Origin of the sequence: Anaerocolumna chitinilytica (assembly GCF_014218355.1) — a bacterium.
Lineage (GTDB): Bacteria > Bacillota > Clostridia > Lachnospirales > Lachnospiraceae > Anaerocolumna > Anaerocolumna chitinilytica.
Map to the genome: position 1 here is coordinate 1,587,089 of NZ_AP023368.1, position 17,293 is coordinate 1,604,381.

18 protein-coding genes are annotated in these 17,293 nt (G+C 38.3%); 17 read left to right on the forward strand and 1 reads right to left on the reverse strand.

Going from position 1 to position 17,293, the window contains the following annotated elements; translation table 11 throughout:
- Positions 1-48: 48 nt before the first annotated feature.
- The 12 genes from bsdcttw_RS06845 to bsdcttw_RS06900 all read left to right on the forward strand — a co-directional run bounded on the left by bsdcttw_RS06845 (position 49) and on the right by bsdcttw_RS06900 (position 11,787).
- A complete protein-coding gene (locus bsdcttw_RS06845; RefSeq protein WP_185258638.1) occupies positions 49-1,368 on the forward strand; it encodes an ABC transporter substrate-binding protein in 1,320 nt (439 codons plus the stop codon).
- Between the two features lie 58 nt (positions 1,369-1,426).
- A complete protein-coding gene (locus tag bsdcttw_RS06850; protein ID WP_185258639.1) occupies positions 1,427-2,305 on the forward strand; it encodes a carbohydrate ABC transporter permease in 879 nt (292 codons plus the stop codon).
- 1 nt (position 2,306) lies between these two features.
- On the forward strand, positions 2,307-3,134 hold the full coding sequence (locus bsdcttw_RS06855; protein ID WP_185258640.1) for a carbohydrate ABC transporter permease: 828 nt from the start codon (positions 2,307-2,309) through the stop codon (positions 3,132-3,134).
- Between the two features lie 286 nt (positions 3,135-3,420).
- The gene (locus bsdcttw_RS06860; protein ID WP_185258641.1) at positions 3,421-4,821 is read left to right on the forward strand and encodes an MBOAT family O-acyltransferase; all 1,401 of its coding nucleotides are present in this window, start codon (positions 3,421-3,423) and stop codon (positions 4,819-4,821) included.
- Between the two features lie 209 nt (positions 4,822-5,030).
- Positions 5,031-6,311, forward strand: coding sequence for a GDSL-type esterase/lipase family protein (locus bsdcttw_RS06865; RefSeq protein WP_185258642.1), 1,281 nt, complete (start codon positions 5,031-5,033; stop codon positions 6,309-6,311).
- A 495-nt stretch (positions 6,312-6,806) separates the two neighbouring features.
- Entirely contained in the window at positions 6,807-7,211 is a 405-nt protein-coding gene (locus bsdcttw_RS06870) for a DUF4279 domain-containing protein (protein WP_185258643.1), read from the forward strand.
- 242 nt (positions 7,212-7,453) lie between these two features.
- A complete protein-coding gene (locus bsdcttw_RS06875; protein ID WP_185258644.1) occupies positions 7,454-8,005 on the forward strand; it encodes a PQQ-like beta-propeller repeat protein in 552 nt (183 codons plus the stop codon).
- Between the two features lie 18 nt (positions 8,006-8,023).
- Positions 8,024-8,638 carry an outer membrane protein assembly factor BamB family protein gene (locus tag bsdcttw_RS06880; RefSeq protein ID WP_207726503.1) on the forward strand — a complete coding sequence of 205 codons (615 nt, stop codon included), beginning with the start codon at positions 8,024-8,026 and terminating at the stop codon, positions 8,636-8,638.
- A gap of 26 nt (positions 8,639-8,664) precedes the next feature.
- Entirely contained in the window at positions 8,665-9,300 is a 636-nt protein-coding gene (locus bsdcttw_RS06885) for a hypothetical protein (RefSeq protein WP_185258646.1), read from the forward strand.
- A 57-nt stretch (positions 9,301-9,357) separates the two neighbouring features.
- The gene (locus bsdcttw_RS06890) at positions 9,358-9,885 is read left to right on the forward strand and encodes a hypothetical protein (protein ID WP_185258647.1); all 528 of its coding nucleotides are present in this window, start codon (positions 9,358-9,360) and stop codon (positions 9,883-9,885) included.
- 87 nt (positions 9,886-9,972) lie between these two features.
- Positions 9,973-10,443 (forward strand): hypothetical protein, encoded by a 471-nt coding sequence (locus bsdcttw_RS06895; RefSeq protein WP_185258648.1) that lies wholly within the window; start codon positions 9,973-9,975, stop codon positions 10,441-10,443.
- Positions 10,444-10,803: 360 nt separating this feature from the next.
- Positions 10,804-11,787, forward strand: coding sequence for a C39 family peptidase (locus tag bsdcttw_RS06900; protein WP_185258649.1), 984 nt, complete (start codon positions 10,804-10,806; stop codon positions 11,785-11,787).
- 134 nt (positions 11,788-11,921) lie between these two features.
- Here bsdcttw_RS06900 and bsdcttw_RS06905 read toward each other — a convergent pair whose 3' ends face one another.
- Entirely contained in the window at positions 11,922-12,575 is a 654-nt protein-coding gene (locus bsdcttw_RS06905) for a YitT family protein (protein ID WP_185258650.1), read from the reverse strand.
- A 205-nt stretch (positions 12,576-12,780) separates the two neighbouring features.
- On the opposite strand from bsdcttw_RS06905, the gene bsdcttw_RS06910 reads away from it, so the two are divergent.
- From bsdcttw_RS06910 to kdpA, 5 genes are all read left to right on the forward strand, one after another.
- The gene (locus tag bsdcttw_RS06910; protein ID WP_185258651.1) at positions 12,781-13,584 is read left to right on the forward strand and encodes a MerR family transcriptional regulator; all 804 of its coding nucleotides are present in this window, start codon (positions 12,781-12,783) and stop codon (positions 13,582-13,584) included.
- Between the two features lie 92 nt (positions 13,585-13,676).
- Positions 13,677-14,888, forward strand: a complete 1,212-nt coding sequence (locus bsdcttw_RS06915) for a GNAT family N-acetyltransferase (protein ID WP_185258652.1) — start codon at positions 13,677-13,679, stop codon at positions 14,886-14,888.
- Between the two features lie 270 nt (positions 14,889-15,158).
- Positions 15,159-15,302 (forward strand): hypothetical protein, encoded by a 144-nt coding sequence (locus bsdcttw_RS06920; protein ID WP_185258653.1) that lies wholly within the window; start codon positions 15,159-15,161, stop codon positions 15,300-15,302.
- A 190-nt stretch (positions 15,303-15,492) separates the two neighbouring features.
- Entirely contained in the window at positions 15,493-15,606 is a 114-nt protein-coding gene (locus bsdcttw_RS06925; protein ID WP_197979831.1) for a potassium-transporting ATPase subunit F, read from the forward strand.
- The gene (kdpA, locus tag bsdcttw_RS06930; protein ID WP_185258654.1) at positions 15,603-17,288 is read left to right on the forward strand and encodes a potassium-transporting ATPase subunit KdpA; all 1,686 of its coding nucleotides are present in this window, start codon (positions 15,603-15,605) and stop codon (positions 17,286-17,288) included. Before bsdcttw_RS06925 ends, kdpA begins: the two co-directional genes overlap by 4 nt.
- Positions 17,289-17,293 lie beyond the last annotated feature (5 nt).

Genomic DNA, 17,293 nt, shown 5'->3' on the forward strand with positions numbered 1-17,293 from the left:
TAATGAAGGAGCATAAAGTATATTATTATTCAGTGAGGAGGATGATTTATGAAATTAACGAAAAAGTTCTTGGCTTTGGGAATGGCAGTAAGTCTTGTGGTATCTTTGAGTGCTTGTGCAAAGAATGAGACGAAGAACGAACCTACCGGGGCACAAACAACACAGGAGGCAACAAAATCTCCGGAGAAAGAAAAGGAGCCTGTAAAAGAAGTAGAATTAAATGTAATGATGAGTTTTCCGCAGTATATGGACCAGTGGGAGACTTATTGCAAGCAGTTTGAGGCAAAGATGGAAGAAAAGGGTATAAAAGTTAAAGTCAATCTTGAGATGCCAAGCTCTGATCAGTATGAGAGCGTATTGCAGGCTAGAATCTCAGGAGATGATGCACCGGATCTTTACACACTGCACAGCAATAATATCGCCGTATATAACAAAGCCGGTAATCTGACAGACCTGACAGACCAGCCTCTTACCGGTAAGATTTATGAGAATGTAAGAAATACCGTAAGCGTAGATGGTAAAGTACTGGCAGTACCCATTGAAAGTCAGGCTTGGGGAGTATTATACAATAAAGATATCTTTGACAAATGCGGACTGAAAGCTCCGGATACACTGGATGACTTAAAGAATATCTGCAAGATATTAAAGGATAAAGGGTATACCCCTTTTATGCTGGCTTTCCAAGAACAGTGGGTGCCCCAGCTTATGACCGCACTTACCATCGGAGGAAAAGTATCCGGAGAAGCAAAAGATTGGCTGGAGAGAATGTACAAGGATCAAGCTTCTTATGAAGAAATCAAGGATATCTTCGATCCAATCGATGTTATTCTTAAAAATGGTACACAAAGACCTATGGAAGAAGGCAGCGAAGCCGGAAGTGCAGATTTTGCAAACGGAAAGGCAGCAATGTATGTTCAGGGAACCTGGGCAGCTCAGACAATTATGACCACGAATCCTGATATGAAGATGGGCGTATTTCCTCTTCCTGTAAATAATAACAAAGATTGTACCCTTGTAAATCTTTCTACTTCAACTACCCTAGGGGTATACCCGAAGAGCAAGAATCTGGATGTAGCCCTTGAATTTGCTAATTATGTGCTGGATGATAAGGATTCTTCCGCACTCTTTAAAGCCTGCTCCTTTAATCCTTTAGCCACAGTTCATACCTTTGAGGCTTCTTCCTGGGTTGCAGAAGCTTCCAAGTATGTAGAAGAAGGACGCGCATACCAGGATCTGGTACTTCCATCTTCCGTTACCGATGAACAGGGAAAATTACTGCAGGAATATTGTGTCGGCGCAGTTACAAAAGAAGATATTATCAAGAAACTGGATGAAGCTTTTAAGCAGGCAAACAGTTTCAATCAATAAAGGAAGCAAGGGGCTGTGGTAAACAGCCCCCTCTTTTATCAGAATAGGGAGTGACAAAATGCATAGTAAGAAACGGGAAAACTTAACATTAATGCTCTTTGTAGCACCGGCTTTGATTGTATATATTATTTTTAAGCTGTATCCGGCCATTGCAGGCATGTTTTATGCTCTGACGGATTGGAACGGTTTATATAAGAGCTACCATTTTGTAGGGATAGATAATTTCAAGGATGTACTTAAGGATGAGGATTACTGGAAATCACTTTTATTTACAACAAAATATGTGGTTGTAATGCTGATAGCAGCCAATGTTACCGCTCTTTTGCTTGCTGTTACCATTGAGAGCAGAACAAAGGCCAAAGGAATCTTTCGGACGCTCTTTTACATGCCAAATATGATTAGTATGATTATCGGAGGCTACATGTGGTCCTTTATTTTTACAAAGGTTCTGTACTATCTGGCAGATAACTGGGGAATTAAGTTCCTGGATAAATCCTGGATTGGGGACCCCAAATATGCCTTCATTGCCATAATCATTGTTGCCGTATGGGGATCTGCAGGGTACCTGATGATTATCTACATGGCAGGTCTGCAAGGAGTGCCGGAGGATTTAAAAGAGTCAGCCAGCCTGGATGGCGCTAATACCTGGCAGCGCTTTTGGAAGATTATCTTTCCCATGATTCAGCCGGCATTGACGATTTGCATCTTCTGGACACTGAATACAGCTTTTCAGGTCTTTGATGTTATATACTCACTGACGGGCGGTGGACCTGGAAGAATGACACAGTCTGTTGCGATTAATATCTATGAAGAGGCATTCTCCGGAAATATACGATATGGTTATGCAACGGCAAAATCAACAGTGCTTTTTCTCATTATACTTCTGATTACCATTATACAGTTATGGGTTATGAAGGGAAAGGAACAGGAACTCTGATATGGTAAGCAAAAAAATCTCTCATTTTATCATATATCTGCTGTTGATAGTAGCAGCGCTCTTCTGGCTCTTTCCGCTTATTATGGCGTTGGTAAATTCCTTTAAGACCAATGGGGAACTGCTGACCAATGTAATGTCCTTACCAAAGTCAATTGATTTAAAAAACTACATAAGAACCATTGAAAAGATGCATTACCTCCGAAGCTTTGGCAATACGGTTCTCCTATCTTTTCTTAGTGTAACTCTAATTATACTGTTTTCAGCTTTGGCAGGCTGGAAGCTGTGCCGTACGAAGACAAAGCTGTCATCTGCTATCTTTAGCTTATTTATCTTTTCCATGCTGATACCTTTTAGTTCCATTATGATACCTTTATACCGGGTTGTTCTGGCTTTTCATATTAAGAATTCCCTTATCGGGCTTTCCTTTGTTTATGCCGGTCTGGGCGTCAGTATGGCAATCTTTCTCTATCATGGTTTTGTAAAAGGAATACCCATAGATCTGGAGGAGGCGGCTGCTATTGACGGGTGTAACAATCTAAAGACGTTTTCTCATATTGTATTTCCCATGCTAAAGCCTATTACTGCAACCATATGTATTACCAATGTTCTTTGGATCTGGAATGATTTCTTATTACCTTTGATTAATATTTCGGACAACAAAAAGTATAGTCTTTTATTATCGACGAATACCTTATTCGGACAATACAGCAGCGATTGGACAGCAATTTTAAGCGCGCTTATTTTGGCGGCAATACCGGTAATTATTTTTTATGCTATTTTTCAAAAGCAGATTTTAAAAGGAATAGCAGACGGAGCTGTCAAAGGTTGAGACTATGTGAGAATATGGCTTAAAAGCCGATAAATCCCATAATTTTTGGGGATAAATGTATATATTAAATTTTAGAGAAATTTGTTTATGAAAATGTAAAACTAATTAAAACTATATTAATGGTATTCTGTGAAAAATAGTGTATAATCCTCTCTTGACAGCAATAAGCTTATACTGATACCAGAGAACTTGGACTTGCAGTGTTGTGTGAAAAAAACATGAAGCAGCAGCGTACTCACATATTGGTAACAGGTAAGCTTAGCATGGCGTGAGGGAGGACAAAGCATTGGTTTTTAGCAGTTTGGAGTTTATATTTCGTTTCTTACCGATATTCTTAATCATATATTATCTGGTACCTGCAAGATTCCGGAATATCGTTCTTCTTATCGGGAGTGTTATTTTCTATACCTTAGGTGATTATAAGTATCTTATATTACTTATATTAGCAGCTATAGTCAATTATATCTCAGCAAAGAATATAAGGCACGAGGCGGTGCCATCAAAGAAAAAAGCATGGCTGATTGCAGCATTAATCTACAATTTTGGCATGCTGTTTTTCTTTAAATACGTCAACTTTACAATTGAAAATATCAATGGTCTTTTACATATATTTTCTCCCCACATACATCTTTCTAACTTAAGAATGGGACTTCCTCTTGGAATCAGTTTCTATACCTTTCAAGCAGTATCCTATCTGGTAGATGTTTATCGAGGGGAGATAGAAGAGGAACCCTCTCTTTACCATCTTACTATCTACCTTTTTATGTTTCCAAAGCTGGTATCGGGTCCGATTACTCCTTATAAAGAAATCAGAGAACAGCTTACTTACCGCAGAATTCCTTCCTTTAAGGTGGAAGAAGGTTTAAAGGTATTTACCATAGGTCTTGCTATGAAAGTTTTGCTGGCGGACCGCATCGCAATCCTATGGAATGATATCCAGACGATTGGATTTATAAGCATTTCAACACCCCTTGCCTGGCTTGGAGCCTTTGGATATACCCTGCAGCTTTACTTCGATTTTCATGGTTATACGCTGATGGCAATTGGTATAGGAAAAATGCTTGGGTTTGAATTACCCCTTAACTTTATACATCCTTACATGTCAAAATCCATAACGGAGTTTTGGCGCAGATGGCACATAACACTTGGAAGATGGTTTAAGGACTATATCTATATTCCTCTCGGGGGTAACAGAAAAGGTACAGGACGTCTTATTCTTAACCTGCTGATAGTATGGTTATTTACTGGCCTGTGGCATGGTGCCAGCTGGAATTACATCCTTTGGGGATTATCATTGTTTCTGCTCATTCTTTTGGAAAAGCTGTGGATGAAGCCTTACCTGGATAAATCGAGAGTACTGGCAAGACTGTATATGCTCTTTGTGATACCCGTTACCTGGATGCTTTTTGCTATCAATAATTTTGAGGATATGGGAACCTATCTTGGAAGAATGTTTCACCTGGTTTCCGGAGTGAATGTAAATAACGGGGACTTTGTCAAATACTTGGGACAGTATAAGTGGTTGTTCTTAGTTGGAATCTTCTTTTGCTTTCCTTATGGACAAAGATGGTTTGAAAAACACAAGCACAATTTTTTCAGCACTGTCATATTATTCTTTGTCTTTTGGTATTGTATCTACCAGCTTGCAAATGGTATTAATAATCCATTTTTATATTTTCAATTTTAACCCAAGCGGGTATGCTAAGAATTTATTTGTTAGTAACTGTAGGATGTAAGATATAAGATATGGATTGTTTGGCAGAGCTGCTTCACAGGAATTTATCTGGCAGGAGTTGGTTATAATCTGATAATTTACCCAGACTCTTAAGGATTGAGAGAAGTATAGAAACGGAGAAGGAAATGAAATTCATTAGGAACTTAGGGAAGTATCCCTTTATGATGTTGTTAATTATAAGTGCCGTAATCCTTACCCTGGCAGCTTATCTGGGGAAGAATTCCGTTTATGCGGATTATTCGGTGGATATATTTAAACATCCCAGATTATCAGTGGTATTTGAAGGAATCAAGGATGGGAATTACCCCTGGGGAAAGGCTAAAGAAAACGAGACGGTAGATGTTGCCGCAGGAGAGGGAGATTCAAAAGGGGATTCAACTGCGAATACTCCGGATAAGGACAACACAGAAGATGCCGTGGAGGGAACAAATAGCAATCCTTCCGGGAGTGATTCGGGAGAGACAAGCGGCAGTATACCTGTGGAGGGTTCAAAGGACTCTGGTAAGAGTGGAAATGAAAAGGGTGCGGATAGTACCGGTAAAGGGGATACAGGCGGTGGTACAAAAGATACCGGCAATGGTACGAATGGCAGCACAAGTATAGATACTGAGGGCAGCACACAAGATTCCGGCACAAAGGATCCCAGTGATGGTTCAGAAGGCTCTGGTGAGAATGGGACTGGTAAGGGCTCACAAAATCCCGGTAAAGATGGTTCAGGAAAAGACGGACAGGATGGCACAAAGGAGAACGATAATCAATCATCTGGAAGTGGTTCAAAGGATACCGGTAAGACAAAAGGCGATAAGGACCCGGATAAGGCAGCAGATCCAGACAGTAACTCTTCCTATGAGTTTGTTGCGGTGAAAAAAAGTTATTTTGATAATGCATTATTTATCGGTGATTCCAGAACAGTAGGACTCTCTGATTATTCCGGCTGGAAGAATCCTACCTTCTTTGCAGATGTTGGTCTTACCATTTATGATGTATTTGATAAGAAAGTAGCCGAGGTTGATGGTAAAAAAATGACCATAGAGGAAGCTCTGAAAAAGAAGAGGTTTCAGAAAATCTATATCATGCTTGGCATCAATGAGATGGGAACCGGCACAGCAAAATCCTTTACCAAGGCTTATAAAGAGGTTGTTGAACGGATACATGAACTGCAACCGGAGGCCATTATCTTTGTAGAAGCTATTATGAATGTAACCAAGGAAAAGTCTGATACGGACCCTATCTTTAATAATAAGAATATCAAAGACAGGAACAACCATTTGAAAGGACTTGCTGATGGTAAAAAAATCTTCTATATTGATGTGAATGAAGCAATTACGGATAACACCGGTGGAATACCGGCGAAATATACCTTTGACAATATCCATCTTAAGGCGGCTTATTATAAGATTTGGACGGATTTTCTGTTAAAGCATGGGGTTTCGGCCAAATAACAGTTAGCCAGTAAATATATAGAAATGAGACATATTGCAGTTGTTTTCAGGTAAGCAGATTGAGCTTGCTGATGAAAACAGCTGCATTTTTTATGAAAAAATGCTTATATAACAATATTGGATCTTTCTTACTTTAGAATATTATAATGGAATAATATAGGAATAAATTACTATTGAAATAGTTAAAAGTTATATACTAATCTGTAAATATATGTAACAATAATTTATATGAAATTATAGGAGGTTTAGTAAACTATGAAAAATTTGGACATCTTATTTTGGTTATCTCACTTGCATTCCTAAGTAATCCCACACAAACCATATTTACACAGAAAATTGGTACTACAGCCTAGGCTGAACTAATGGAGTATATATGACTAATGAAGGAGAAATCATGTATAAGGGAACGATGGCTACCCCCTACTGGTGAATTAATTATATTAAAAAAGAAGGGGAAGGAGAAGGAATTCCTACTGGAGAATTCATTAAATAATTATGGATAATACAAATGTATTAGTCGATTTTAGGATTATTGGAGATAATTATAATATTCAAGAAATAACAGATATTCTTTTAATAAAACCTAGTAGATATTGGAAGTCTGGAGATGATATCCTCCAAACTGGGAGGAAATACGATTGTACAGAATGGATATTTAGTACTGGATATGAAGAAACATTGGATATAAGTACTCAAATTAAGAAAATCAAATCTATTTTCCTGGAAAAATCAAATCAATTAGTTAGTTTAAGGGAAAAATATAATTTAAAATATTGTATTGAAATAGTTATAAAAATTGAAAATAATGCAGTACCAGCAATATATTTAGATTCAGAAATTATTAATTTTGCCGCTATAATAGGAGCTACGTTTGATTTTGATACATATATTAATTTTTGATAACTGTAAAAAGGCAGGTTCACCCAGAGGTGTACCTGTCTTCTATGGAAAAAATTAGAAACATCTTTATTTTAGCCAGACAGGGCGTTATGATACAGTTATCAAGGATGAAAATTGTGAGAAACTTGCAATATTTCTGAATTCTTCTGTTATTGATTTTACTCATTTAATAAAGGCTGAGTCAGACGTTGATTTATATATTTAGCAATAACAGGGAGGATAATAGTAATAAGAGAGGTCATATGGATAATAAAAAACGTATATTTAGGAATAGCGAAGGTATTGGCGGCTTTGAACAGGGGTTATATGATGAGGAGGCACCTCAGCCTACAGCTTCAAATTGGACAAGGCAGTCCTGTTTTAAAATACCGGATAAGCCTGCATTAATATGGAAAACCGGCAGAAAGAATGCATTTCTGGGAGGCACGCGTATCGGAGGGTCTTTTGCAATAACCGGTAAGAAATCCATTATAGTGTCTGAATGTAGTAATGATTTATTTGCCAGAGATGGTAAACTTCTTGAAATTAGCGATAATGGGACTATAAATGAAATATTTTCATGTAATAAGCTGCTTGGCATACCTGTAATTGGAGCAGACGGAATCATATATATTTACACATTAGGTGCCTCGGATTCAAGGGGACATCAGTTGTTTTGCTTAAGTCCTGAAGGAAATATAATATGGCAATATCATATTGACTACAGCATAGAAAGAAGGCCAATATTAGATAAAGACGGTAATATATATATGTTTGTCAAAAGATGGGATATTGAAGTGGGAGCATTCCTTTAAATCAATTGGTGTGATCCGGTGATAACTAAGAATGAAGTTATATATGTAGGGCTGAATGTATCATGTTCTTTGTGTGCTTTTCATAAAGATGGTGAAATGCTCTGGGAGAAGTCAAGCGGAGGAGCACATGGTTCAGAATTTATAAATATGAAAGAGGATGGTACAATGTATATATGCTACGGTGCAGCCCTACACGCAATTAGTCCTAATAGTGAGTTAAAGTGGACTTATAAGCCAGAAAGAACCAGCATTCATGTGTCACCTTCACTGGGCAAAGATGGTAAGCTATGCTTAAATAGGACTCCAAATTTATTGTCTTGTCTTGATGCTGATGGAAATGAGTTATGGAATGTAGAAATAAAGGGTACAAAATTACAGGCACCTATCATAGGAAATGATGGTAGGATTATGCAGGTTTGTTATGAAAGTAATTACCCGAAAGATAAATCATGGATTCAAATATTTACACCGGAAGGGAAAATTCAATGGGAATATGCAACGGAGGGACTTATCGTGTCGGCATATTTGGCAGATGATAATTTGATTTATTTTATAACGAATATTGTTAACAGAAAGAAAAGTAAAAACTGTCTATATACTGATTGGGAAGTTCAAGCTATTGGTGAAATCTAATTGTTATGAAAGGAGAGTGCAAATAAATGGGACAAAAATACGCAAGTATGCATGTTTATGGCGGTGGGCAGGATAAGAATCTTTTAAGCTTAAAGGATTTTTGTAATAATAACAAAACCGCGAATGTGATGTTAGAGGAGATTTTAAAGAAAATTGAGGACCCAGAGAAAAGGCTCCTAGTGGAGAAATTTTCCTCGCCATCGAATATACTTATTGTCCAGTCAAAAGATGTCCTTTCAATTTATGATGGAGATCTTTCCTTCGAAATGGTAGAGGAGAGAGCAAAGCAACTTTCTAAAAAAATAAACAACCCGGTCATTTACACAAGCAATTTTGATGATGATATTTTTATCTTCGGCATTTATCAGTCCGGTGAGTTTATAACCGGAAGAAAAATGGGTGATGGATTAGCGGATTATGACATATCTCCGGAAGATTTGGAGATAGAAAAGTTTTACCATGGGTTATCTCTTAATAAAGCCATAAATACGAGGATGGTTCTGGAGAATTCCGAAGAGGTAGAGGCGTTAGAGGATGAGTTGGAGAGGATTTTGGAGGCACCATTGAAGTTCTCTATAGAAGATGTTAGGGAAGATTATGAAAAGTTTACGGAATTATTTACGGAAAATCATATTCAAGTGTTCAAAAGGCATGATAGATAATTAAAATTTCTGAAGACTAGGAACATTTGACACGAATATGAAAAGGATAGTTGATTAATGTATAAATATAATATTTCTAAATATAATCCTATTTTTCGAGATAGTAATTGGACTTATCGAAAAGAAGATTGGACAGCAATATCTGATATTGGAAAATCTTTTGATAATAAGATATTAACAGTTACTGATTATATTGAGACGGAAAATAAATACATAAAAACAGTTAAATTAATATTGAATTATTTGGAACTTGATTATATATATGTTCATGATGTACGAAGGAGTTTTTCAAAGGAAGTATTTGCGGATATGATAAAAAAACGTGAGACCTTATATTCCTCAGAAATGATTAATATGTATGATAAAGCAGAGAGAATAAAAAAGCTAGAACGCAAAGATGTAGATGCATTTATTAAATTACTTTTAAGAGAAGACATTGGAGCAAAAGTATTCTATCCAAGGCGGTTAAGGATTTTTATATGTTATGATTTTCTAATGGGAGTTAATTGTAGTCGTTCTTTAGAAAATATAATTCCCGAAATAGAAGCGTTAGGATTATATACTGATATCTTTGAAAATGATTGATGGGTTGATATCATCCAGGATTATTTATAAACTGAGCCAAATAGAGTAATGCTTATAGAATACCTTTAAGTTGAGGAGATATTAAACATGAAAAAAATAGTTGTAAGGAATAAAATATTGCCAATCGGGTATGCCAATTCAGCTTTTATTGAAATATGCAAAGAAAAAGAATATAAGTCATTACAAGAGTTATTATTAGATTATGATAGAAGTGATGTGATCAAGAGACTATATAGCGAAGATATAAATAATTCAAATTTAGAGGAAACAGATATATATAGATTATATCAATTAGCACATGAATCAGGTGAAGATAATGAATTATTCAAAATTATGTATTCAGTCGATGATGAATTTGCAGTTCATTTAACAGAGAATATATATTTATATCATATGGCAGTAAAAAAAGAAGAGGTATATTCATTAATTGTTCCTTGGCATTATGCTGATAGTGAGAAATACATAGGAGATACTTGGTGGGAAAAGGATAAAGAGATTATCGAAAATCTAAAAAGCTTATCCATTATTGATTTTTTTAGGAGATATAAAGGGTACTAAAATAATGGCGATTGTGGTTTTTTTTCAAATATTATATATAAAATTAAAGGTGGCGAATTTGATAAGTTTGTTAAATCTGCTTGTAACGGATTATTTGATTACTTAGATTTAAAGCATTTCATTCTTGTGACTATGAATTATGTAATTGAAATTATAACAGAATGGGAGCCTAGTATTGAAGTGAACAAAAAACTATAAGCCATATGTAGTAATGACATAAACCTGCCGGACAGAGAGATTCTAAAGTTCTTAATATATAATTAAGAAAATGTTTCGTTGAGAAGATCTGACTGATGTAATATAATGAAAAATATCAATAAATGCAGATTCTTATCAGAAAAAGGGACAGGTTGAAATAGAATGGATAATCAAAGTACGAGTGAAAAAAGAATGAGGCAGCAGCGGAGAAAGCAGAAACAACGCCGCCGTATAATATTGACATTTTTGGCCATTGTGTTTGCATACCTTGCAGGTTATATGGTGGGCTCAGGGAAAATGAAGCCAACGATAGACAGTGTATCCAGCCGGAGTACAGACGTTCTGGCCAGCGGGGACAGTGAGAGGAAAGCAGAAAGTCCGGTACAGATAGCCAGAAAGATGATGAATACCAAAGAGGGAGAAATTACCGTTGAAACCCCAGAGGATTATTCAGAAGAGGAAGTAATGCAGAAACTGGAATCTCAGTCAGGGGATGAAAGGTATGATACAATTTTAAGTCAACTGGAGGATTATCCTTATGAACTGTTGAAAGATCTGGCAAACAATCCTGAAATGGCTTCCTTTGTTGCAAATTATCCAGACTTGCTAGAAGGTTCCGGGAAAGGGAATATTTCAAAGAAAGAATTAGATGAGAAATGTCCTCTCTTTTTGCAGTGGGATAAACGATGGGGAGCTTTTCGGTATGGAGAGAAAAGTGTATTGGCTGTAAGTGGATGCGGACCAACGGCACTTTCTATGGTTATAGTGGGGTTAACACATAACAAGGAAGCAACTCCGGATAATGTAGCTGATTTCTCCATGAATAACGGATACTATCTGCAAGGAACCGGAACCAAATGGTCTTTGATGACGGAAGGAGCTGCCCAATTCGGAATCAATTCTGAACAGCTTCCGGCAGATAAGGAACAGATGGAGAAAAGTCTTGATGAGGGTGGTTTTCTGATCTGTTCCATGGGCCGGGGAGATTTCACACTAGCCGGGCATTTTATCGTAATATACGATTATAACGAAAAAGGCTTCAAAGTTAATGATCCTTTTTGCCTGTACCGCAGTAATCAGGAGTGGACTTACAGTCAGCTTGAGAATCAGATTAAGAGCGTGTGGGTATTAAAAAATGAAGTATAAATTACTGCTAAAACAAAAAAATTGATAACAGGAATTCCTAAGTAATAGAAGGCAGAAAAAAATAAGTACCGCAAACACTGATTTATTGAGGTTTGCGGTACTTATTTTTACTGAGAGTGATAGCCAAAAGCCAATCATTCCTCAGGAACAAATTGCAGATTTGTCTTTGCTCTGGTTTTTTGACTTAGTTTTTGAACCTGTTCAATAAGTAAGGAGGAGACAGTCACTGTTACCAGTGAATAGGCAATCCGGTTAAGCGGAATATAGGACAGAGATAAAAGCAATACTGTAATATCCGTAGCAAGATATACATGGGAAATACGGCAATGGGTAAGCTTAGAGAGAATTAACGCTAAGGCATCATCTCCGCCACTGGAGGCACCCTGTCCGATAATAAGCCCTACTCCGATACCTACAAAAAGACCTCCGGCTAAAGCAGCTGCCAGGGGATAAGCTGAAAGATTGGGAAGTACGGGGGGAAACATCTCCCAAAGTTTAAAAAATCCAGCCAGACTCAAGGTTGAGAGAAGAGAAATCTTGATAAAGTCCCATCCTAAATACCGGAAGGCAAATGCATAACAGATGATATCCAGAAGAGGTGTTAAGATTGCAGGAGATACACCGGTCCAATTGTTCAGAAGAAGTATCAGACCTAATACACCACCTTCTGTTATATGAGTCTGCCGATGAATGTTATATATTCCAAAAGAGGAGATTGCTGTACCTAGAATAATAATTGCATATCTTTTAATGTTTATGGATTTTGTTTTGTCATTTGAAAAAATCATAATTTTCTTACCTTTCTAATTCTACCATTTTAGTTTAAACTCTGGTATAATACCAATGTCAAGTACTTAATTTTACTGAAAAATGAGTATACTATACAGATAGCTTCCTGCTTATTATTGAAAAACCAATTCCGTACATAGCTCTGTATTTAACAGCTTACGGTGAGATGTAATCTGCATGTTCTATCTGAAAGGAGTCCTGATTATGAAGGATTATTATAAAATTAATGAAATATCCAAGCTTTATGGTATTGGAGTGGACTCTTTGCGCTACTATGAGAAACTGGGAATTCTAAAGCCTAAGAGGGATCTGAATGATTATAGGCTCTATAGCCTGAAAGATATCTATAAACTGAATATAATCTTTGACTTGCGTAAATTGGACTTCTCCATGAAACAAATCAAGGATTATCTTGAGCACCAGAGTATTGATAACACTCTAGCCCTGCTGCAGGAAGAAGAAGAGTACATCACAGAGCAGGTTAAGCACCTAAAACTTCGAAAACAGCTAATCAAGGAACGTATGAATGCCCTGAAGGAAGCGGATGAAATAAAAACAGATATCTACGTAGTTAAAAATCTAAAAGGAAGACCCTGCGTCCGATTGAATGAACACATAACCCGGGATGAAGAGATGGATTTTGCTGTAAAGAAGCTTCATAGAAAGCATGAAGGGAAGATACGCGATTTCGGCAATCAGGCTATTGGGGCTACTGTAGACATAGAGGGCATCGAAGAAGGAGTTGCCGGAGGATACCACAATGTGTTTTTTATTCTGGAACCAACGGCAGACCAATACGACTTCCTGATACCGGAGGGACGATATCTCTCCTGCTACTACAGAGGGGAATATCTTAAAAGTACAGATTGCATCCGAAAACTCCTTCACTATGCAGTGGGAAAAGGGTATGAAATTGTGGGGGAACCTTTTGAACTTTATGTTATTGATAACCGGGAAACGATGAAGACAGAAGAATTTTTAACAGAAATTCAGGTAAGAATCAACTAATCAAAGTCAGGGGAATGAGATTAGGGCAAGACATAAATAGATCACTCCTTTGATTTCATAAGCGTGATAAAACACGAGGATGGGAGCCAAGTATGAGCAGAAGAAAGCAATTGAAAATGAAGAAAGTAGGCCTGGAGCACCTGGAACAGTATAACCAGCTGTTACGGTATGTGTTTCAGGTAACCGACAGGGAGCTGCATCAGAGTGGATGGGAGGAGGATGAGATTATCCGGGCGAAATCTCCCGTACTGGAACAGGCGGATGTTCTTGGCTGGTTTGATGGCGACAAATTAATATCTCAGGTAGCGGTATACCCTTTTCAGGTACGTATCTTTGACCGGACCTTCGATATGGGTGGGCTTACTGGGGTAGGTACTTACCCGGAATATTCTTCACAAGGGCTGATGCATAAGCTTTTGTGCCAGGCACTTGAAAATATGAGGGGGCGCAAGCAGTCCATATCCTACCTATTTCCCTATTCTATACCTTATTACCGCAGAAAGGGCTGGGAAATCATATCGGATGTGATTACCTTTGAGATTAATGATTATCAGCTGCCTAAGAATAAGCGGGTATCCGGTGAGATTGAGCGTGTTACGGTGGACAGTGACCAGGTGAAAGCAGCCTATGAACGTTTTGCCATGCAGACCCATGGGGCTATGCTGCGGAATGAATTGGCTTGGAACGAGTACTGGCTTTGGGACACTGATGATTTGATGGCGGCTATTTATTATAATGAAGAGGGGCAGCCCGACGGGTATGTCCTTTACTGGATCTCTGATGAAGTCTTTCACATCAAGGATATGATATTTCTTAATGAAGAAGCAAGAAGCGGTCTCTGGAATTTTATCAGTGCACACTTTTCCATGATTTCAAAGGTTGTAGGCAATATTCATACCGATGAACCCCTGGCCTTTCTCCTGGAAGATGCAGACATTAAGGAAACTATATCTCCTTATTTTATGGCACGGATAGTGGACTTGGAAATGTTTGTAGCTGAGTATCCTTTTAAGCCTGATACCGCCGACAGGGAGTGGACCTTTACATTGGATGATCCGCTGCTTTCCTGGAACCAGGGGACTTTTACCCTGCGGATAACGGCAGGAGGAAAAGGCGTGGTTGTACGTACCTCGGAGAAGAGTGCTGATAAGATAGATATTCAGAGTATGACTACCATGCTTTTAGGCTACAAAAGACCGGATTATCTACAGAAAATCGGACGCATCACCTGCAGCCCGGAGACAGTGGATATGTTAGAGGACGCCATTGAGCAGCAGACGCCTTACTTCTCGGATTATTTCTAGAAAATACTGTTATATACGCATAGTACACGGAATGTTTCTTTATAAAGGAGGAGGCCAACCGGATTACCGGCTGGCCTGATATGAAAAAAGTTCTATGTAAGCAAGGTGGGGAACCTTGATATTAGCGATATACATAGTATACTGTTCATATATGTCCTCCGTTTGAATGTTTATTTAAAGTTATGTGAACAAAGGTGTTAAAACAAGCTGAATGAATAATTAGCCCTTTACGGTAGATACTGATAAAAATTATATTTTGGAGGTATCTCTATGAAAAAGGAATCAGAACAGGAAGAGCAGCGGAAGGTAAAAGAAACCTTTAACCAGACCACCCATAAGGAAAAACCGGAAAATCAGAATCAGACTCACAATGTAGTCAGGGAGGGTATCGGCCCTCAAAATCAAAGAAAATAAATTTTAGAAGGGAGAGACTTTCAGTCTCTCTTTTTTTTGTGTTCAAACTCTTTCATATCTTTATACTTTCTTAACATCCCAGTCGGGTATCTGAACACCACTTTAATATGATATTTGCTATTATCTTAAGTACAGCAAAGGAAATTTTGGCTGGAGAATACAAAGCAATTCAAAATAAGAGTTGTTTGCTATGAAAAAGATGGGAGTGAGAAGAATGGGAACGGTGATAGTTCTGGCGGGTATAACCGGGTTAAGTTTGCTGGTATACCTTTTTTATGTCTTATTTCGAGGTGAGAATCTATGAGTAGGATGATAATACAGGAGGGTTTGTATCTGATTCTATTGATTGGGCTTTCCCTGCCTCTTGGAATTTATATGAATAAGGTAATGAGTGGTGAAAAGGTATTTTTAACAAGATTGTTAAAGCCTGTTGAAAATGGGTTTTATAAACTGATGGGGGTACAAGCGGAAGAAGAGATGAGCGCTAAGAGATATGCTATTTCCGTAATCCTTTTTAGTGCAGCAGGATTTCTCTTTCTGATGCTCCTATTGCTGCTGCAAGGAATCCTGCCCTTAAACAGGGAAGGAATGAAAGGATTAAGCCTGGATTTAGCCTTTAACACGGCAGCAAGTTTTGTTACCAATACCAATTGGCAGGCCTATTCCGGAGAGGCTTCCCTTTCCTACCTGTCACAGTTTTTAGGACTGACTGTGCAGAATTTCTTATCTGCCAGTGTGGGAATGGCAGTACTTTATGCACTGATAAGAGGCTTTCTCTATAAGGAAAAGAAAACTATCGGAAACTTTTGGGCTGATATTACAAGGTCCGTGATATATATACTGCTTCCCCTTTCCCTTATAGTGGCAGTTCTTCTGGTATCCCAGGGGGTGGTGCAGAATTTTTCTTCCTACAAAGAAGTTACTACATTACAAGACGGTGTATCTCAGGTTCTGCCAATGGGACCGGCGGCCAGTCAGGTTGCTATTAAGCAGCTTGGAACCAATGGAGGCGGCTTCTTTGGAATGAACTCAGCATATCCTTTTGAGAATCCGACTTCGTTTTCTAATTTGATACAGCTGCTTTCTATTCTTTTAATACCGGCAGCTCTTCTTGTAAGTTTTGGAAAGGCAGTAAAAGATAAGAAACAAGGCAGAACTTTATATGTAGTAACGGTGATTTTATTTGCGGCAGCACTTTTCTTTACGGGGTTAAGCGAGCAGTATACCGCACCTTCTTATGCAGGTGTTAGTTCTTCCGGCAATATGGAGGGAAAAGAAGTAATACATGGAGTGGGAATGTCTTCCCTTTGGGCGGTTGGTACAACAGCGGCCTCCAATGGTTCCGTCAACTCCATGCATGATAGTTTTACTCCCCTTGGCGGGTTAATGCCCTTGTTCCTGATGCAGCTTGGAGAAATCGTATTCGGGGGTATCGGCAGTGGGTTATATGGAATCCTAGCCTATGTATTACTGGCGGTATTTATAGCCGGATTGATGGTAGGCAGAACACCGGAATATCTGGGTAAAAAAGTAGCCCCTTATGATATGAAGATGGTTTGCCTGCTAATTCTGGTACCTCCGCTGGTATCCCTTTTAGGAACGGGGGCAGCCGTATTGATACCCGCCGTAAGTGGATGGCTTACGAACTCAGGTGCCCATGGATTTTCAGAAATTCTCTATGCTTTCTCTTCGATGGGTAATAACAACGGAAGTGCTTTTGGAGGCTTTACCGCTAATACACCTTTTACAAATATCACAGGGGGAATTATTATGCTTCTAGGAAGGTTTATCCCATTGATAGCGGTAATTTTCCTCGGTGGTAATATGGCTGGTAAGAAGTCTGTTGCAGCCAGTGAAGGAACGCTTTCCACCAGTAATGGTATGTTTGCAGGGCTTTTAATCGGAGTAATACTGATTGTTACCGCGTTAAGCTTCCTGCCTGCCCTTGCTCTTGGACCTATAGCTGATTACTTCACAACGCGTTAAGGGAG